22 protein-coding genes are annotated in these 18,915 nt (G+C 40.9%); 5 read left to right on the top strand and 17 right to left on the bottom strand.

Annotation, left to right across the window (positions count from 1 at the left end):
* Window positions 1-258: 258 nt before the first annotated feature.
* The 6 genes from NST59_RS08535 to spoVK all read right to left on the bottom strand — a co-directional run bounded on the left by NST59_RS08535 (window position 259) and on the right by spoVK (window position 6,287).
* The gene (locus NST59_RS08535) at window positions 259-462 is read right to left on the bottom strand and encodes an XtrA/YqaO family protein (protein WP_144490507.1); all 204 of its coding nucleotides are present in this window, start codon (window positions 460-462) and stop codon (window positions 259-261) included.
* A gap of 289 nt (window positions 463-751) precedes the next feature.
* The gene (gene glnA / locus NST59_RS08530) at window positions 752-2,086 is read right to left on the bottom strand and encodes a type I glutamate--ammonia ligase (protein WP_007499421.1); all 1,335 of its coding nucleotides are present in this window, start codon (window positions 2,084-2,086) and stop codon (window positions 752-754) included.
* 60 nt (window positions 2,087-2,146) lie between these two features.
* The gene (locus NST59_RS08525) at window positions 2,147-2,557 is read right to left on the bottom strand and encodes a MerR family transcriptional regulator (protein WP_039178801.1); all 411 of its coding nucleotides are present in this window, start codon (window positions 2,555-2,557) and stop codon (window positions 2,147-2,149) included.
* Between the two features lie 90 nt (window positions 2,558-2,647).
* Window positions 2,648-3,928 carry a methionine gamma-lyase family protein gene (locus tag NST59_RS08520; protein ID WP_099663279.1) on the bottom strand — a complete coding sequence of 427 codons (1,281 nt, stop codon included), beginning with the start codon at window positions 3,926-3,928 and terminating at the stop codon, window positions 2,648-2,650.
* Window positions 3,929-3,934: 6 nt separating this feature from the next.
* Window positions 3,935-5,206: a GTPase HflX gene (gene hflX, locus NST59_RS08515; protein ID WP_144490508.1), complete on the bottom strand. Its 1,272-nt coding sequence runs from the start codon at window positions 5,204-5,206 to the stop codon at window positions 3,935-3,937.
* Window positions 5,207-5,327: 121 nt separating this feature from the next.
* Window positions 5,328-6,287: a stage V sporulation protein K gene (gene spoVK / locus NST59_RS08510; protein ID WP_024424083.1), complete on the bottom strand. Its 960-nt coding sequence runs from the start codon at window positions 6,285-6,287 to the stop codon at window positions 5,328-5,330.
* A 320-nt stretch (window positions 6,288-6,607) separates the two neighbouring features.
* Between spoVK and NST59_RS08505 the strand changes: the two genes are divergently transcribed.
* Complete coding sequence (locus tag NST59_RS08505; protein ID WP_047203907.1) at window positions 6,608-7,366, top strand: N-acetylmuramoyl-L-alanine amidase; 759 nt, start codon at window positions 6,608-6,610, stop codon at window positions 7,364-7,366.
* A 67-nt stretch (window positions 7,367-7,433) separates the two neighbouring features.
* Here NST59_RS08505 and NST59_RS08500 read toward each other — a convergent pair whose 3' ends face one another.
* From NST59_RS08500 to NST59_RS08460, 9 genes are all read right to left on the bottom strand, one after another.
* Window positions 7,434-8,051 (bottom strand): hypothetical protein, encoded by a 618-nt coding sequence (locus NST59_RS08500; RefSeq protein WP_144490509.1) that lies wholly within the window; start codon window positions 8,049-8,051, stop codon window positions 7,434-7,436.
* An 84-nt stretch (window positions 8,052-8,135) separates the two neighbouring features.
* Window positions 8,136-9,116, bottom strand: a complete 981-nt coding sequence (nrdF, locus tag NST59_RS08495) for a class 1b ribonucleoside-diphosphate reductase subunit beta (RefSeq protein WP_024424085.1) — start codon at window positions 9,114-9,116, stop codon at window positions 8,136-8,138.
* Window positions 9,117-9,133: 17 nt separating this feature from the next.
* Window positions 9,134-11,236, bottom strand: coding sequence for a class 1b ribonucleoside-diphosphate reductase subunit alpha (nrdE, locus tag NST59_RS08490; RefSeq protein WP_034281935.1), 2,103 nt, complete (start codon window positions 11,234-11,236; stop codon window positions 9,134-9,136).
* Entirely contained in the window at window positions 11,196-11,588 is a 393-nt protein-coding gene (gene nrdI, locus NST59_RS08485; protein ID WP_008360380.1) for a class Ib ribonucleoside-diphosphate reductase assembly flavoprotein NrdI, read from the bottom strand. Before nrdI ends, nrdE begins: the two co-directional genes overlap by 41 nt.
* Window positions 11,589-11,853: 265 nt before the next feature.
* Window positions 11,854-12,066, bottom strand: coding sequence for a hypothetical protein (locus NST59_RS08480; RefSeq protein WP_003212415.1), 213 nt, complete (start codon window positions 12,064-12,066; stop codon window positions 11,854-11,856).
* Between the two features lie 79 nt (window positions 12,067-12,145).
* Window positions 12,146-12,466, bottom strand: a complete 321-nt coding sequence (locus tag NST59_RS08475) for a YmzC family protein (RefSeq protein WP_144490510.1) — start codon at window positions 12,464-12,466, stop codon at window positions 12,146-12,148.
* 159 nt (window positions 12,467-12,625) lie between these two features.
* On the bottom strand, window positions 12,626-12,847 hold the full coding sequence (gene hfq, locus NST59_RS08470; RefSeq protein ID WP_024424088.1) for an RNA chaperone Hfq: 222 nt from the start codon (window positions 12,845-12,847) through the stop codon (window positions 12,626-12,628).
* A gap of 25 nt (window positions 12,848-12,872) precedes the next feature.
* Window positions 12,873-13,829 carry a tRNA (adenosine(37)-N6)-dimethylallyltransferase MiaA gene (miaA, locus tag NST59_RS08465; RefSeq protein ID WP_144490511.1) on the bottom strand — a complete coding sequence of 319 codons (957 nt, stop codon included), beginning with the start codon at window positions 13,827-13,829 and terminating at the stop codon, window positions 12,873-12,875.
* A gap of 70 nt (window positions 13,830-13,899) precedes the next feature.
* Window positions 13,900-14,301 (bottom strand): YmaF family protein, encoded by a 402-nt coding sequence (locus NST59_RS08460; RefSeq protein WP_034623557.1) that lies wholly within the window; start codon window positions 14,299-14,301, stop codon window positions 13,900-13,902.
* A gap of 104 nt (window positions 14,302-14,405) precedes the next feature.
* Here NST59_RS08460 and NST59_RS08455 point away from each other — a divergent pair, with 104 nt between their 5' ends.
* The 3 genes from NST59_RS08455 (at window position 14,406) to erbB (ending at window position 15,655) form a co-directional block, all read left to right on the top strand.
* Window positions 14,406-14,657 (top strand): hypothetical protein, encoded by a 252-nt coding sequence (locus tag NST59_RS08455; protein ID WP_041084775.1) that lies wholly within the window; start codon window positions 14,406-14,408, stop codon window positions 14,655-14,657.
* Window positions 14,658-14,953: 296 nt separating this feature from the next.
* Window positions 14,954-15,271 carry an SMR family multidrug efflux transporter EbrA gene (erbA, locus tag NST59_RS08450; RefSeq protein WP_039178769.1) on the top strand — a complete coding sequence of 106 codons (318 nt, stop codon included), beginning with the start codon at window positions 14,954-14,956 and terminating at the stop codon, window positions 15,269-15,271.
* Between the two features lie 15 nt (window positions 15,272-15,286).
* Window positions 15,287-15,655 (top strand): SMR family multidrug efflux transporter EbrB, encoded by a 369-nt coding sequence (erbB, locus tag NST59_RS08445; RefSeq protein WP_039178767.1) that lies wholly within the window; start codon window positions 15,287-15,289, stop codon window positions 15,653-15,655.
* Between the two features lie 46 nt (window positions 15,656-15,701).
* Here erbB and NST59_RS08440 read toward each other — a convergent pair whose 3' ends face one another.
* Both NST59_RS08440 and NST59_RS08435 read right to left on the bottom strand, forming a co-directional pair.
* The gene (locus NST59_RS08440) at window positions 15,702-16,151 is read right to left on the bottom strand and encodes an OsmC family protein (RefSeq protein WP_039178763.1); all 450 of its coding nucleotides are present in this window, start codon (window positions 16,149-16,151) and stop codon (window positions 15,702-15,704) included.
* A gap of 76 nt (window positions 16,152-16,227) precedes the next feature.
* Window positions 16,228-16,962, bottom strand: a complete 735-nt coding sequence (locus NST59_RS08435; protein WP_039178760.1) for a poly-gamma-glutamate hydrolase family protein — start codon at window positions 16,960-16,962, stop codon at window positions 16,228-16,230.
* Between the two features lie 584 nt (window positions 16,963-17,546).
* Here NST59_RS08435 and NST59_RS08430 point away from each other — a divergent pair.
* Window positions 17,547-18,872 (top strand): S8 family peptidase, encoded by a 1,326-nt coding sequence (locus NST59_RS08430; protein ID WP_126681853.1) that lies wholly within the window; start codon window positions 17,547-17,549, stop codon window positions 18,870-18,872.
* Window positions 18,873-18,915 lie beyond the last annotated feature (43 nt).

Here is an 18,915-nt window from a genome sequence, read left to right as displayed (position 1 = left end):
TCAAGCCGAGCTGAAAACTATTCATCTAAAAGCAAAAACTAAAGGAGGGCCTCCTTTTTGTTTCTTATCTAAAAGATGCATTAAAAGAAAAGGTTGATTTTAAAAATATCTAAGAGATAGGATGGTGACCCTCCTATCTCATTTTTAATTAGCTAACGTTAAAATATATAGCTGCCATCACTATGCCTGTTTTAATAATTTCAGAATCATTAGCAATTAACTTATTTTTGACTGTTTCCTACAGGTGGAAGCCTCCTGCTATTTTATTTTGTGTGAACTTGAGTAATTTAACTTTGTAAATTGGCCGTCACGTGTAGTGATTTCCCTTTTCCCATAAATAGATGCTTCAGCTAAAAACGCTTGGTTGGAATGGCCATCTAGAATAATGACTTTCACTTCTCCTTTGGTCATTAAGTTATTAATGGAGATGGTTGAATTTGTAACTTTGTAAGGATTATTCATGCGCACAAGTCTCCTTCTGTAAATTTGTTTTTCATCTGATATTCCTCTTCCTTTCCTAATTAGACACTCTGTATTTGCAAATATAGCGGACAATATCGCTCCACTTGGACTTCGTACTAATCATTTCAGCAAGGTTTTGAATACTTTTTCTGAGACCTTCGTTGAAAAGTTTTAAAGACGCCTTTTTTGTGGGTGAATTGTGGGTGATGGCTTCCTCATTTTGAAATATTAGAAAACACTCACAAAAATAAAACCCCCTGAAGTCAATGGCTCCAAGGGGTTTTTATTATTAATACTGAGACATATACTGATCGCGTTCCCATGGGTGTACTTGGGTGCGGAACATATCCCATTCGATTTCTTTTGATTCGATGAAGTGCTCGAATAGGTGATCGCCTAGTGCGTTGATCATGACTTCGTTTGATTTTAGCAGCTCGAGTGCTTCTGCAAGTGTTGCAGGAAGGTCAGCGATGCCGTTTTCAAGGCGCTCTTCTTTGTCCATGACATAGATGTTTCTGTCGATTGGTGCTGGTGCGTCTAGTTTGTTTTTGATTCCGTCTAGACCTGCTGCAAGTAATACGCTTAGTGCAAGGTATGGGTTTGCAGATGGGTCTACGCTGCGCACTTCTACACGTGTGCTGATGCCGCGTGATGCCGGGATACGGATCAATGGGCTGCGGTTTTGTGCACTCCATGCTACATAGCAAGGTGCTTCATAGCCAGGTACAAGACGCTTGTATGAGTTAACCGTTGGGTTTGTGACTGCTGTAAAGCTTGTTGCGTGCTTGACGATACCTGCGATAAAGTGTCTAGCAGTCTCGCTTAATTGTAAATCTGCTTTTTCATCAAAGAATGCGTTTTTACCATTTTTGAATAATGATAGGTTACAGTGCATACCAGATCCGTTTACACCGAACAATGGTTTTGGCATGAATGTCGCATGAAGACCGTGTTTTCTCGCAATGGTTTTGACAACGAGTTTGAATGTTTGAATGTCATCACAAGAACGGATTGCGCCTGCATATTTGAAATCAATTTCGTGCTGTCCTGGTGCTACTTCGTGGTGAGATGCTTCAATTTCAAAGCCCATTTCTTCAAGTTCTAGCACGATATCACGGCGGCAGTTTTCACCTAGATCTGTTGGTGCAAGGTCAAAGTATCCACCTTTATCGTTTAGTTCAAGCGTTGGCTCGCCTTTTTCATCTAATTTAAATAAGAAGAATTCTGGCTCAGGTCCAAGGTTAAAATCACTAAATCCTAGTTCTTCCATTTCCTTTAAGATACGCTTTAAGTTGTTACGCGGGTCTCCATCAAACGGTGTCCCATCTGGCTTATAAATGTCACAAATAAAGCGTGCAACTTTACCTTTTTCTGCTGTCCAAGGGAAAATAACAAATGTGTTTAGATCTGGGTATAGGTACATATCTGATTCTTCGATACGTACGAATCCTTCAATAGATGAACCGTCAAACATACATTTGTTATCGAGAGCTTTTTCTAACTGGCTCACAGGAATCTCAACATTTTTAATCGTTCCGAGAATGTCTGTAAATTGCAGACGGATGTACTTTACGTTTTCCTCATTTACTAATTTTACGATATCTTCTCTTGTGTACTTTGCCATTTCGTAAAACTCCTCCCCTACAAAAGGTAAAATGTGTATAGCAATGCTTTTGCTAATTGGTTAACGGAAGAACCTTGACATATCCCCCTGCCTAAAGGTCGTTCCTTGTTGGAAACGTCCAGCCTGAATGAGTTCCTTCTTCAGTAGCTTCCTGAGTTCATCATCTGACAAGTTGTGCTTAGCTGTGGTTTTTTCCTCCGTCTTTTTATCAGACGATGGATTTTCTGCCTCAGCTTTGGCAAAAAGCTTTTTGATTCCTGCCATGTTTACACCTTGTTCGATGAGGTTTTTAATTTCTAGTAATTTATCAACATCATGAAAAGAAAATAATCGGCGGTTTCCATCACTTCTTGCTGGAAATACTAAACCATTTTCCTCATAATAGCGAATTTGTCTTGCAGATAATTCTGTTAGCTGCATGACAATCCCAATTGGGAATAAAGGCATTGAGCGGCGAATGTTATCACTCATCTCAACTGTCTCCTCCTCTTTGCTTAAATTTATTATATGTCATGTTATATTATGTGTCAACACCATGTTAGGAATATTAACATGGTTTTTTTATTGAGCAGGCACTTCAATAAAACCTTGATCCAATAAGGCATCGACAGCACTGCAAATCGCATTTTTCACATGGGCATACGTGAGACCGCCTTGCACGTAGGCAGTATAAGGCGGTCTGATCGGACCATCGGCTGATAATTCGATACTGGCTCCTTGTACAAATGTGCCCGCTGCCATAATGACATCATCCTCGTAGCCCGGCATATAGCTTGCATGTGGAGTGACGTGACTGTTAATCGGAGATGCATACTGGATTGCCTGACAGAACGCAATCATTTTTTTAGGATCTCCAAATTCGACAGATTGAATTAAATCCGTTCTTTTCGCATTCCATGCTGGGTTTGTTTGGAATCCGAGCTTCTCAAGAAAACGAGCCGTAAATACTGCGCCTTTTAAGCTTTGAGCCACAACATGCGGCGCCAAGAAAAAGCCTTGATACATTTCCTGGAGCGCATACAGCGATGCACCCGCTTCACTGCCGATGCCCGGAGATGTCATTCGATAAGAGCAAGCTTCGACCCATTTTTCTTTTCCAACGATGTAGCCGCCTGTTTTGGCAAGGCCTCCGCCTGGGTTTTTAATAAGTGAACCGGCCATGAGATCAGCTCCGACATGACACGGCTCTTGTAATTCAGTAAATTCACCATAACAGTTGTCTACAAACACAATGATTTCTTCATTTATCTCTTTCACAAATGAAATCATTTGCTCAATTTCTTCTATAGTAAAGGATGGCCTCGACGCATAGCCTTTTGAACGCTGAATGCCGATCACTTTTGTTTTAGAAGAAATCGACTCTTTTACTTTGTCGTAATCGACGGATCCATCTTGAAGCAAATCAATGGCTTTGTAGTCAATCTGGAAGTCTTTTAATGAGCCTGTCCCTTCTTTCCCGCGAATCCCGACAATTTCTTCTAGCGTGTCGTATGGTTTTCCCGTCATGTAGATCAATTCATCGCCAGGTCTCAGCACACCAAATAAAGCAATGGAAATCGCGTGTGTGCCGGAAATGATCTGCGGACGGACAAGGCCGCTTTCTCCTCCGAAGACATCCGCATAAATCTTTTCTAACGTGTCTCTCCCCATATCATCGTAGCCATATCCAGTTGTTGGATTAAAGTGAGAGTCACTGACTTTGTGCTTTCGATAGCTTTCAAGCACCCGCCACTCATTTTGTTCGCTCGTTTGATCAATTTGCTGATGTACGTGTAAAATCTCTTGTTCTGTTTCTGCTGCTGCTTTTTCTAAAATACTGCCGTGTTTTAATGTGTGAAACATCTTGATTTAATTCCTTTCCAACATATACTTCTTGATTTGACCTAAAATGGTCTGATCCTCACCACTAAATCCGGTGATGTCGTAAATTTCTGCTTCTTTTTGAAATTCTAGTGATTCCACAAGCGTTTCTGATTTTAATGCGGAGATGAGCTTCCCTTCATACGCTGGAATCTTCACATGATATGGCTTTAAAAAGGCTTTTTTCAGCTCAGCCATAATATCCGCTTTTAACCCTTTTACATCTTCTTTGCGTCTAGCACTGATTAATATGTGGCGATGCTTTGAAGATGGGATGAAATCTGGTCGGATTTGATCTTCCTTATTATAAACAGTCAGCATCGGAATACGGTCCGCTTCTAATTCTTCTAAAAGCTCATGAACCGTTCGTTCGTGTCCTTCATAATCCTCATTAGAAGAGTCGATGACATGAAGCAAATAATCGGCTTCCTTCACTTCTTCAAGGGTTGAACGAAATGCAGCGATCAGTGTTGTAGGAAGGTCTTGGATAAACCCAACTGTATCCGAAATGAGCACACTGTATCCGGATTCTAATGTCATCTTACGTGTCATTGGGTCAAGTGTCGCAAACAGCAGATCCTCTTCATGACTATCTGCTTCTGTTAATTGATTAAACAAAGTTGATTTTCCGGCATTCGTATACCCGACAATGGCAATTTGGAACACACCATTTTTCTTTCGGCGTTCCCGGTATCTTGTTCGGTGTTCTTTGACTGCAGATAACTGCCCGTTAATTTCGTGAATGCGGTTTCGAATATGGCGTCTGTCTGTTTCGAGTTTTGTTTCACCTGGACCTCTTGCGCCAATTCCGCCTCCTTGTCTTGAGAGGCTGATCCCTTGTCCACTTAGTCTCGGCAGGGCATACTGAAGCTGGGCAAGCTCTATTTGCAGCTTCCCCTCTCTTGTACGTGCTCTTTTTGCAAAGATATCTAAAATCAATTGCGTACGATCAATAATTTTTACATCTAAAGCAGTCGCCAAAGCTTTTAGCTGGCTTGGAGAAAGCTCGTCGTTAAAAATAATGACATCACATTCGAGTTCTTCGCAAAGCACCTCAAGTTCTTCTACTTTCCCTTTACCGATATACGTTGCGCTGTCTTGTCTATTTCTCTTCTGCGTCATCACGCTGACAGCTTCACCGCCAGCCGTTTTGGTTAAGGAAGCTAATTCTTCCATTGAGTATTGAAAGCGTTCATCCGTTACATGCGGCAATTGACAGCCGACAAGGATCGCTTTTTCAGTCATTTCATGTTCATTCAACGTCAGTTGTTTCCTTTCTGTACTTAAGTTTTCAGTAGTACCATCATACCAAACAGATCACACGTATACCACTATTCGGATGGTTTATTTTAGTGACTCTTTATAAAAAGGATACGCCATTTCAAGAAGGCGTATCCTCTTTCATTTGAAGATCGTGACTTTTAATGGTTAGCAAATCTTTTTTATCATAATGATCCACAAGAAGCAGTCTCATCGCCTGGGTTCGTATGGCCTTTTCAATGGTGTTTCGCACAAACCTGCCATTGCTGAATTTTGCCGGGCTTGTGGTACTTTTAATGTGCATTAAATAATCCCGCAGCTTCCATTCGGCTTCTTGGGTAAAAACATATTCCCTGTCCGCCATCATTCGTTTAGCAATATCCATGAGTTGATCGACTGTATAATCAGGAAAGCTGATGTTGATTGGAAATCTTGATTGCAGACCGGGGTTTAAAGAAAGAAAATGATCCATTTCCTTGGAGTAGCCAGCTAAAATTAGAATGAATTCGTGCTGTTTGTCCTCCATATGTTTCACAAGGGTATCTATCGCCTCTTTTCCAAAATCCTTTTCTCCTCCGCGTGCAAGAGAATAGGCTTCGTCAATGAACAAAATACCACCTAGTGATTTTTTAATTAAATCCCTTGTTTTTTGCGCCGTATGACCAATGTACTCTCCAACAAGATCACCGCGTTCTGCTTCAATTAAATGACCTTTTGAGAGCACATTCATTTCAAAGAAAAGCTTCCCGACAAGTCTTGCAACTGTGGTTTTCCCTGTGCCAGGATTTCCTTTGAACATCATATGAAGCGCTTGTTTCCCTACCTTTAACCCTTGTTCCTGCCGTTTTTGATTAACAAAAATCCAAGCATAAATCTCTTTTATGTTTCGTTTCATTTCATCCATACCGACAAGGCTGTTCATTTCACGCTCTATTTCCCGTAAGATGCTGTGTTTTGCCTCATTTTTCTGCAAGGCTTCTAGGTATTCTGCCTCTGAGTCTGCATCAACCAATACTTGCTTTTGTCCGTTAAGTATAATATTGATTTGGCCGTTGTTTTTATATGTGACAGCTCGCTCCAACGTATTCACCTCTCGCTCTTCTCTCTTTATTCTATTCGGGTGGAGCTGTAATCGTGACAATCGCCCGCTTAAGCCCAAGTTTGCTGTCAAAATGACCCGAGATACCGAATATTGTAGGGATTTGTGCGGTTTCCCAGGAAATGATGTGCTATTTCCATTGTATTCATCCCGTTTGGGCGGACAAACCAACAATTTGCTTTTTCTTAGAAAAATGTAGCTTTTTGATCACAAATGATGCAGAAAAGAGTCTCAATGATTTCCGCATTTTGTACAGGCAATTCTTCTATTTTCTCATAAAATAAAGACGAGGTGATGAATAGATGGTGAAAATTTTTATTGATCCTGGCCACGGAGGAACAGATTCTGGAGCTAGTGCTAATGGACTTTTGGAGAAAAATATAACACTTCAAATCGCGCTTTTACTGAGAGACATTTTGATTAGTGAATATGATGGGGTTTCTGTCCGCTTAAGTCGTTCAACTGACCAATCCGTCACTTTGTCCCAGCGTACGAATGCAGCAAACAGCTGGGGAGCTGACTATTTCGTGTCTATTCATATTAATGCTGGCGGAGGCACAGGGTTTGAAAGCTATGTGTATCCTGGCGTTTCAGCACCGACCACCACGTATCGCAACGCCCTTCATGATGAAATTGTCCGCTCAGTTGATTTTGCTAACCGCGGCAAGAAAACTGCGAACTTCCACGTTCTTCGAGAAACTTCTATGCCCGCTATTTTAACAGAGAATGGTTTCATTGATACGACAGCTGATGCTAATAAGCTCCGCAACGCAACCTTCCTTCAAGGCATCGCTCGCGCTCATGCGACTGGTCTAGAAGAAGCCTTTCAATTGAAAAAAAAAGCAAGTAATCTTTATAAAGTGCAGGCAGGAGCTTTCAAAGTGAAAGCCAATGCAGATGAATTAGCAGCCACACTTAAATCCAAAGGCTTTGACGCATTTGTTGTATTAGACGGAGGCATGTTCCGAGTACAGGCCGGGGCTTTCCGTACAAAGCAAAATGCAGATGACCTCGTCGCAAGATTGAAGCAGGCTGGTCATGACGCATTCGTTTTCCAATAATTTTAAGCTGTTGTAACGAAACAAACCGGCTCAAGTCTTCTACTGAGCCGGTTTGTTGTGTATTTATTTACGCTAGGATATTGACGACAAATTGAGACCATGTTTCAAGACGATCGAAGTATTCAGGCTTTTTCAAATCGGCTGTTTTCATCCATTTTCCTGAAATTTGATCTGTTTCTTTTACTTCTACATGAGCACTAGGAGATAGTTCAAGCGCTGATAACAGTCCAATGTGCACACGGCCGACACTGTTGTCATCGTCATTGATTAATCCAAGGGTTTTCATTTCAAGTTTGTCTTCTTCTTGAATTGAAAGTTCTTCGTCCAGCTCACGATCCGTATTTTCTTTTAGAATCTCAGCAAAGTTTTTTCCTTCAACGAAATTCATATGCCCCCCAAAGCCAAGAGATAACTTATGATGTAAGCGAGTCTCTCCTCCGCCTTGAAGTCTTTCGTATACATATACTTCGTCCTCACGCTTAATCACAACATAAGGAATCGGCTGCTTGAAGTCAGGATTTTCTTCTGCGTCGCCTCTTCGCATCTGCTCGAAGTGCTCTTCGATTTCTCTCATAATGGTGCTGATTGTTTTCTCTTCACTGTTCACACCATTAAACGCAAGTGTTTCATTTTGGAACACGCGCGTACGCGGTGCAACTAAAATGATTTCGTCCATTTTTCCCATGTTCGGTAACCTCCAGTATGTAACACATTGTTAGAAATGGCAAAAAGCCAAAACGAGTAATGCGTTTTGACTTTTACGCTTTCCTTATGATTCATCTCCAAAGAAGAAGTCGTCATCTTTTAACGGCTCAACGGTTGCTTTTTTGTAGCCGTTCCCTTTCATTGAGAAGAAGTCATGCGACTTTGTTTTTGTATTGAGTCCGTTCAATACAATAGGGTTAATCTCTTCTTCTTCAAAATAAGGGGCAAATCCAAGGTTCATTAACGCTTTATTGGCATTGTAACGAATGAACTTTTTCACATCATGCGATAAATTGACTTGGTCATAAATATCTTCAGTGTAATGAAGTTCATTTTCATAAAGCTCGTTCAAGAGGTCAATTGAGAAATCATACAGCTCTTTTTGCACGTCAGGTGTTTGTTTGTTGTAAATTTCTTGTGCTAATAATCCAACGTACACACCATGAATCGCTTCATCACGCAAAATTAAGTTGATGATTTCACCGCTTTGCATGAGCTTTCCTTGCCCATAGAAATATAGCGGGTAGTAAAAACCACTATAAAATAGGAAGCTTTCTAAATAAACTGAAGCCACCATTGCTTTAAAGAGAGAAATAGGATCGTCCTTTTGAATCGAACGGTATAAACTGACAATCATATCTGCTTTCTTTTGCAGGAATTTATTCTTCTTGACCCATTCAAACACTTCACTGATCGTTTCAGTTGGTGCGAGTGTCATGAAGATATTTGAGTATGATTTCGCATGCACCGCATTTTCCATCATTGCCATAAAGTTGAGTACAGCTTTACGCTGATGGCCGTCCACATGTTCAGCAACAATCGGCATCCCTGTATTTCCTTGTTCTGTATCAAGTAAAGTCAATCCAGCAAGTACCTTCATGTACGTATCTCGCTCTTTTTCACCTAAATATTTCCATGTTAAGAGATCTCCGTTTAAGGAAATCTCTTCTGGAAGCCAGAACTGCTTCACATTTTGGTTGTAAAACATTTGTGTAAAATCGTCTTCGTGTTTTGACCAGTTGGCTGCATCATAAATTTTTGTCACGTTAAACTCTCCTTTAATCAAACAACACAAGAAAGACAGCCTTCCTGCCCTGTATCCTTCGTTCTTGCATAATAAAGTGTCTTAATGCCTTTATGGTGTGCATAAAGATCGATGCGGTTTAAATCACGCGTTGTCATCGTATCTTTTAGGAATAGTGTAAAGCTGATTCCTTGATCGACGTGCTGCTGAATCGTTGCGATCATATCGACCACTTTAAACATGTCCATATCGTACGCTTCTTTATAGAAGAACCAGTTTTGCGCTGATAGACCTGGCATTGGGTAATAGGTTTTGCTGTTGCCGTATGTTCTTTCTTCGATACGTTCCATAATTGGCATCACAGAGGCTGTTGCCGATTGAACATAAGAAATGGAACCTGTTGGTGCAATACATAAACGATAGCTGTGATACATGCCATTTTCCGCTACAAATTCTTTGAGTGCTGCCCAGTCTTCTTTTGTTGGAATGTGCATGCCTTCAAATAGTGCTGCTGCTTTTTCTGTTTTTGGTGTGAAATCATTTTCCACGTATTTATTGAAGTACTCACCAGTTGCATAGCCAGAGCCTTCATAACGATGGAATGTTTCTCCTTTTTCTTTCGCAAGCTCACTTGAGCGTTTAATTGAATAATAGTTCACCATCATAAAGAACGTATTTGCGAAATCTCTTGCTTCTTCACTTTCATAGGCAATTTGGTTTTGTGCTAAATACCCATGAAGGTTCATCGCACCAAGTCCAATTGACTTCATCGCTTTGTTCGCTTTTCGAACAGCCGGTGCATTGCGAATGTCTGTTGTTTCAGACACAAGCGTTAGTGAGTCTGTTGCAAGCTTAACCGTTTTTTCGATCGATTTATTTTTCATGACATTCATGATATTTAATGAACCAAGGTTACAAGAAATATCAAGACCGATTTCATCTTCTTGATCATAGTCCGTGTAAGAAGAAACCTCTGACGCCTGAAGCACTTCTGAGCAAAGGTTTGAGAATTTCACTCGTGAAATATGGTTCAAAGCATGCTCTCTGTTTACATTATCTTGGAACATGATATATGGATAGCCTGATTCTGAGCGTAGAACAGCCAATTTTTCAAGAAGCTTTCTCGGATTGACTTTTTCTTTTTTAACTTTCGGGTTTTCTACAAGCTCGTCATACATTTCTTCCATGTCCATCTCATCAAGATGCTGTCCATATTCTTTATAGACTGTGTGCGGATAGAAAGTGTAAGCTGTTTTATCTTCTCTAGCAAGCTCGATAAATTTATCCGGGATGACAACTCCAATGGACAGTGTTTTCACGCGAACATCTTCATCGGCAGAGATTTTTTTCGTATCTAAGAAATCATTGATATCTCTGTGGAAAATATTCAGGTAGGCACTGCCTGATCCTTGTCTTTGCCCCATTTGATCTGCATATCTGAATGCATTATCAAGAAGCTTCATCACGCCGACGACACCTTTTGTCGCGTTTTCTACATCTTTGATTGCTTCACCTTTTGCACGAAGTTTTGACAGGTTCAAACTCACGCCGCCGCCTAATTTTGACAGCTGCATTGAAATATCAATCGCTCTTGAAATATCGTTTAGTGAGTCATTTACTTCAAGCAAGAAGCAGCTCACAAGCTCACCGCGTCTTTTACGTCCAGCGTTCAAGAAAGTTGGTGTACTTGGCTGGTACTCTTGATTGATCATCAGTTCTACAAACTCAAGTGCTTTTTCTTTATCCCCACCCGCAAAGAAAAGTGCTACAACTGAAATGCGGTCTTCATAGCGTTCAAGGATTTTCTTTTTATCATTTGTTTTCAGTGCATAGTCATTGTAAAACTTAAATGCACTCATAAATGATGGGAATCTAAATTTTTTGGCATACGCAGCTTCAAAGACTTCTTTAATATCTGCCATGCTGTATTGTCTTAAAAATTCTTCCTCATAGTAGTCGTTTTCTATTAAGTAATCAATCTTCTCTTCTAGATTGTGAAAAAAGACCGTGTTTTGATTAATGTAATCTACGAAATAACTATGTACAGCTTCTTTGTCCTTATCGAACTGAAACTTTCCTTCTTTTTGAATCATAATTTCGTTATTTAATTGTATCCACTTTGGAACCTGATTTTGTGACAATTCTTTCTACCTCCTGTGTAAACAATTCAACATCCCTTTTTGTTCCGCTTAGTTCAAAGGTGTGCAAAATAGGAACTTGATATTGTTTAGAAATCGTATCGGCGCTTTTTGCAAAATTATCTCCCCACACTTTGTTGCCACTCACCGCAACACCTAGTAAAAGGTGAGCATTTTTTTCTAAAAAGGACTGAGTGGTACTAGGGACTTGTCCAAATCCTGTCGTAAAGGTGACGAGAATAAACGGCGTATCCAAAAACTCTTCTCCAGTCAATTTTCGTTTGTCTGTAAAAGGGGTCTTGTCCAAAAAGCGTTGAACATTTCCTGTTTTTGAATCAAATACGATTTGAATCAATTCCATCACGACCTAGTTTTTAGTATTGTTGATCATTTCGCTATTCACTATATATAGTATACTATGTTTTTTCAAAACACAACATATAGATGTTCGAAACGAAAAAAATCAACCAACCCGGCCGAACCTTCATAGCCGAACTCGTACGTTCAAATAAATAGAGCAGAACAGGATCTAAAAATAGACTGCTCTACTCCCTATTCAACTGAAACCGAAATCTATCATAACACGAAAAAAAATCGCTTAGTAGACTAGACTTTTTGTTTTATTTTTTGTAGGCATCGCACTGTAAATCTTCTGACACTTCTGTAATTTCCACTTCAACACCTAATTCTTTTAGCACCGCTTCAAGCGCAGAGACGATTGAAGCTTCTCTCACTAATTCTTTCCCATTTACAGAAACACTTGTTCCATATTCGAAACAGGAATCGTCTTCACAAGTTTGTTCCCAATGATTAATTTTAATTTTATGTGTCATGAACTCATCCTTTTCTGTCTAGATGTCTGATGCATGATTATAGTGTAGCGGCTTCACATTCATTTGTAAATTTACGTGCTTACTCTTCATCATCAAGACCATCATCATATTCTTCTTCATCCCATTCATCTATGTATTTCGTTGTAACGAGAGTCAGTTTTCCCTCTTTTTCATCAAATCGGTACACATGTACTTGATCATCTTTCACAACAGCAAAGTGATTATTTTTTAGTGCAGCAGATGATGGTAAAACTCCATCTGCATTTTCATGAGAATGGTTATTCCAACTTTCTTGTCTCGTTTCAATGTTTGAGATAGCACACGATCCAAACAAGACTACAATTCCAATCAAAAGGAGGATCACTCTAATCCTTCTTAATTCAAGCTCTGCATTTTCCATATGAATCCCCTCACCCTTCTAATATCCAATAAGGAATTATACGGAAAATTGGCAGAAAAGTTTCATTGCATACAAAATAGCCCCTCTGCACTGACAAAAAACGTAGCGGGTTCGGCCGGTTTATTCGCAGAGGCATGGGGCTATTCAATACAACCTATCCTATTCTAATTCCAGATTTACATTCTTTTGAGGTGCAAATGTAGAAATGGCGTGTTTATAAATAAGCTGCTGCTTTCCTTCTGTTTCAAGCAGCACCGTGAAATTGTCAAATCCCTTCACTTGACCGCGAAGCTGAAAGCCATTCAGTAAGAATACTGTGACAAATGTATTGTCTTTGCGGATCTGATTCAAAAACTGCTCCTGAATATTAATCGGTTTCATGTTTCGTCCTCCTTGATTCTGATAACTACAGTTTCGCTTTAAGTCCAAGCTTTCCTGCTATATATGCGAAAATTTCCTCTTTTTTGTCTGAAAAGTGGCAAGGTGGTGTCATATCAAACCAAGTGACCGCCATTTTATTACGGAACCACGTGAACTGACGCTTCGCATATCTACGGGAATTTTGCTTTAATTGCTGGATGGCTTCATCAAGTGAGCAGTCACCTTGAAAATAGGTATACAGCTCTTTATAACCAATGGCTTGAACAGACTGACAATCCTTCAAGCCTGATTGATAAAGTGCTCTCACTTCTTCAATTAAGCCCTCATCTATCATCATATCAATTCTTTGATGAATGCGCTCGTACAAAAGCTCTCGATCCATTTTCAGCCCAATGAAGGCTGTATCATAAAGAGGAACTTCTTGATGCCCGTTTTGCATTTCCGACATTTTCTGACCTGTTGTATGGATCACTTCCAGCGCCCGGATCACGCGGCGGACGTTATTCGGATGAATAGCATTTGCCGCATCAGGATCTACTGCCTTTAGCTTTTCGTGCAGCAAAATCGCGCCGTGTTGCTGTTCAAACAGCGCCATTTCTTCTCTAAAAACAGTGTCACTTTTCTCATCCGTAAATGTGTAATCATATAAAACAGATTGGATATAGAGGCCTGTTCCGCCGACAATCATTGGCGTTTTCCCTCTAGCGGCAATCTCTTTGATCTTCGAACGGACCAGCTGCTGAAATTCAGCTGTCGAAAAGGATTCGTCCGGCTGTTTAATATCAATTAAATGGTGCGGGATGCCATTCATTTCTTCGGGGGTGATTTTAGCTGTTCCAATGTCCATTCCTTTATAAATCTGCATAGAATCCCCGCTGATAATCTCTCCATTAAATGCTTTGGCTATATCAATGCTCAATTTGGTTTTGCCGACAGCCGTCGGCCCTACTAATACGATTACTGGCTGCTTCGCTTTATTCATAACATCACTCTCTTTTACAAAACTGCCTACAGTATAGCATAACTTTTCTTACTCTCCTATATCCTGGCCATCACCAGCCAAGCGGTTCATTTCCGACCACTTCATATGTTTTTCCTTTTAAACGATGCTTATGTGTTGGCCGCTTCTCATCTGGACTATAGACGACACCTCCGTATGGGATGGGTACAGAATCGAGATAGGCTGAATAGGTGACTTCCTCGATCTCGTGATAATGTGTTCCATCCACTCTTGGAATTGCAGGTCCTGTAATTCCATAGTACCTGTGGAAATGCCCTCTTTCAAAGGAGGTGATCCCACGATAAAAATGAGTATGCCGGTCGGTACTGCTTCCATTCACAGGCTGAGAAATACCTTCTATTAAATGATAATGCCCCTCTGTTACATCCGTACGTGCTTTATATGCATGAGCATGCGGCGGACACTTTGCCCAATCAGATGGATACAGGCCCATTTCTAACATTCCTCCTTATATTAGGCGTTCACCCAAACATATGTAGGCAACTGGAATACACTGATGTCAGTTACAGTGATTTTATGAGAAAGGAGCCTTTTATTATGAATTATTTTGACGCACCTCCGTTTATTCAAGAAGACATGAGAAGACCTTTTGGATTCGGATTTGGACGTCCTGGTTTTGGGTTTGGGAGACCCGGATTTGGGTTTGGGAGACCTGGATTCTTTGGACCTCCATTTTTAGGTGGTTTTGCTGGAGGCTTGCTTGCTGGATCTCTGCTTGCGCCAGGATATGGTTATGGATACCCTTACCCGCCTCCTTACCCGCCGTACGGACCATACCCTTGGTATTAAATATGACGTTTAAGTGAAAACATCCGTTTATAAAATGAATCGATTGACACATTCTTTTTTCATGGGTTAACATTTACTTTACCGACTGTTCAGTAAAGTAGGTGTTTTTTTTATGTCTAAAACCACAAAAGAGCCATTTTGATGCAGCTCCCCACCTAATGATTAAGACAGCTCACCCTTCATCAGATGGCAGAGCATGCTGGTTTTCAGAAATATTTCAGCTCGAACAGCTGAAAAGAGAGGATAAAAACCCTTTTACTTCATCGGATTTGATACCTATTAGAGGAGGGATGATCATGATCCTCGGATATCTTTTTTTGGCAGTGGCCATTTTTTCTGAAGCCATTGGCGCCGCGATGTTAAAATTATCTAATGGTTTTACACGCTGGAAGCCAAGCGCTGTCGTTGTGGCTGGCTATTCACTTGCTTTTTATATGCTGTCATTGACACTGAACATTATTCCGCTTAGCATGTCTTATGCAACTTGGTCTGGGGTTGGTACGGTCCTCACGGCTATTTTTGGCGTGCTCTTTTTCAAAGAAACCTTGAACCAAAAAGCAGTCATTGGGATGGCGATGCTTGTCTCAGGGGTCGTACTATTAAATATGTCATAAAGGATGTGAGAGAGCATGAAAGGAATGCTCTACTTAACAGGAGCCATTTTAACGGAGGTTTTTGGCAGTACAATGCTGAAGCTTTCTCAAGGCTTTTCGCAGCTGCTGCCGAGTATCGGGGTACTGATCGGATTTGGATGCGCCTTTACTTTCCTCAGTTTAGCACTTAAAACCATTGAGCTCTCATCTGCCTATGCAACATGGTCTGGTGTTGGAACAGCTCTCACTGCTCTTGTAGGACTTGTCCTGTTTAACGAAACAATCAGCACGAAAGGCTTCATTGGCCTTGCACTTGTTATCTGCGGCGTGATTGTCTTAAATCAGTCCAAGAAGCAAAAGAACGAAACCGAAGCACAACTCGATCAAACCGAATGGACGTCATAAAAAAAGTCATTTTCTCCATATTTCAAGAGAAAATGACTTTTTTGTTTTAACGGCCGGCTTGAATGGTTTCTTCTAAGGAAATGTTCACATTACCCTGAACAGCTCTTGAGATCATACATGAGCTTTCGGCTTTATGCGCAAGCTTTCGGGCCAGCTCAATATCTTGTGCGGAAGCGGTCTCTTTGAGGATGATGACAGGTCGATGAATGATTTCCTCATAAGTAAACACACCATTTGTCACATCTACGACAGCTTCAGAGCTCATCGATAGATCCTCTTTCTCTAATTGACTCCGCTCCATCATGGCTGCAAGTGTAATGATATAACACGTAGCCGCTGCACCTAAGAGCATCTCATCTGGATTGGTTCCAATACCTGGACCGTCCATTTCCTTTGGAATCGAAATCTTTGTTTTTAATTGTTCACATGCGATTGTACCCACATCGTTACGCAGACCAGGCCAGCTTGCCTGAAGATGAAAATGATGACGCGTCATATCCGTCTCTCCTTTTGTTATCACTGTTCATAGTGTAACAAGAATTCCCCTGCTTGTCTTAACATGTGCACGGCCCTTATGTATATTCTTCATCAAGCACTGTGCGAATTGCCCTGACATAACGATAGAACGTCTCGTTTTTTGTACTCGACCGCCTCCGAAAGTCGAAACTGTCAAATAAAGCTTCACGCTGACTTCTGCTAATCTCAAGCTGCACACTTTGCCCTGTTTTAGTAAGATTATTAATATTATGATTGCTTGTCCCGCTCAGGGTTGCGTGTGCGACAGCTAGTTCAGCAGAAAACCCGTTCCGCTCTAATGAGCTCACAATTTTCTCTGCACGGTCGTAATCTGTTCCGCCGACGAGAGTATGGTCAATTCCTTCCTCGCCTTTGTATCCATGCACTGCTAACACGTAATCATGTGCTTTTGCCTGCGCGACGCCGATTGGCTCATCAAAATTTGTACTTGTAATATGAAGTTCTGATGCATTCTCTCTTAGACCTTCAAATAAATACGTCGAAAAATCGTTGTCAAAAAAATGGACGATTTCGCTCACGCCGCCTTCGATCCTCCCGCCATGAGGTGACATCACAAGAAGGCGGCTGCCGGGCACTGGGTTGGCTGTAATGTTGTAGCTGCTTGTTGATTCGTTTTCTTCCAGTTCTTTAAAATTTCGATAAATATCATTTGAACCGCTTTCGTCTTCCCCACCTGATGACACTGGCTCATCATGTTCCTGTGCTTGCATGGTATAATAAACGCCCCATCCGATCGCAAGCAGGAGAAGCAAAGCAAAAAACTTCTTCATTCCCGTTCTCCTTTAACAGATTTCTAAGCCGTTTCTATGATTTATATTGAATCATCATTTCTTATCATTTTTTCCACATTTTCTCTTCACGTTTGATCATAACACTCTAGATCATGAGATTCCTCAAAAATAAGATAATTGCATTTATATACACAGAAACGCCTCTCCTCTTTGAAAACAGAGTTAGAATAGTATGACAAAGAAATGACGTTATGTTTAATATGACCTAGTCCTATCCAGTCTGTTTTCTTTAATTCGGCTTTTTTTGATAAGGATTTGATTTTTTCCATCTGTCACGCATCACATTTATATGAGCATTGACCCTGTCTACACCACTCCTTTTTCTGCAAAATCCTTTGATTCGCTGGTTCTCTTAGAAGAACTCTCCCACCTATCATCGGCAGATTCTACATGATTTCCACCTTTTTCTATTATTTTACAAAATGTAAGCGCTTTTCTTTTTTGAAAGGCATAAGCAAGCCGCCAATATAAAGAAAAGAAGGGACAAGAATCCGAACCAAGCAGTTCTCAATCACATAACGTAAGAGTGTACGAGAATGGATAGCTGGAATGGAGGACATCACATGTTTGGATTTTCTATGGTGCAAATGGTCAGAACACATGCTAGTAAACTAGATCAGCCTTTAAGAGAAACCGTTCTTCACCTTTATAAACCTTTTAAATGGACGCCATGCTTTCTTCATCGTTTTTTCGAAGGCAGGCTGAAGAAGAAAAAGAAGCTTCGTGTGATCATTGAATTTAAGAAAGGTGCAGCCGAGGCAGGGATTCAAAGCACGAAACAATTAATGAAAAAAAGCAGAAAAACAAATATAAAACGACATTTTTCACATATCGACTGCTGCGCTGCTGATTTAACCCCTGCTGCTTTAGAAGAGCTATTAGCAAATGGTGAGCATATTCGTAAAATTTATTTAGACCGGAAAGTTCATGCGCTGCTGGACGTAGCCACACAAGCAAGTCATGCTGAAGAAGTCATCCGAAACGGGACAACTTTAACCGGTGAAGGCATTACGGTCGCTGTCATTGACACGGGAATTTATCCGCATGAAGATTTAGATGGAAGAATTCGTGATTTTGTGGATTTAGTCAAACAAAAAACAAAGCCTTATGATGATAATGGCCACGGTACACACTGCGCGGGAGATGTCGCGGGAGATGGATCCGCTTCAGACGGCCTATACAAAGGACCTGCCCCAAAAGCAAATCTGATTGGTGTGAAAGTGTTAAATAAACAGGGGGCTGGATCACTTTCTACTATTATAGAAGGTGTTGAATGGTGCATGCAGTTCAACGAAGACCACCCTGATGATCCGATTCATATTATTAGCATGTCGCTAGGCGGAGCTGCGCAGCGTTATGATGACGAACAGGACGATCCAATGGTGCGTGCTGTCAATGCGGCTTGGGATCAAGGGATTGTTGTATGCGTCGCTGCCGGGAACTCTGGTCCTAACAGCCAGACGATTGCAAGCCCTGCTGTCAGTCAAAAAGTCATTACGGTCGGAGCCTATGATGACAGGAATACACCAGAATCAAGTGACGATATCGTGGCACCATTTTCAAGCAGAGGGCCTACTGTTTACGGGGAAGCAAAGCCTGATATCCTCGCACCAGGAGTAAACATCGTTTCTCTCAGATCACCAAGATCCTTTCTGGATAAACTCGACAAATCAAGCAGAGTAGACGATGATTATACAACGTTATCTGGCACATCGATGGCAACACCGATTTGTGCTGGTATTTGCGCTCTACTATTAGAGCATTCACCAGATTTAACGCCAGATGAAGTCAAAACCCTGTTAAAAGAAAATACAAGCAAGTGGTCTGGGGATGATCCGATGATTTATGGAGCAGGTGCAATTGACGCAGAAAAAGCAATCAAAGAATAAAGAAAAAGCCCTTTACGTTTATGCGTAAAGGGTGTTGTTTGTC

This window comes from Bacillus sp. FSL R5-0439, from assembly GCF_038008805.1.
GTDB classification, from domain to species: Bacteria; Bacillota; Bacilli; order Bacillales; family Bacillaceae; genus Bacillus; species Bacillus safensis.
This window is presented reverse-complemented; position numbering and strand designations above follow the sequence as displayed.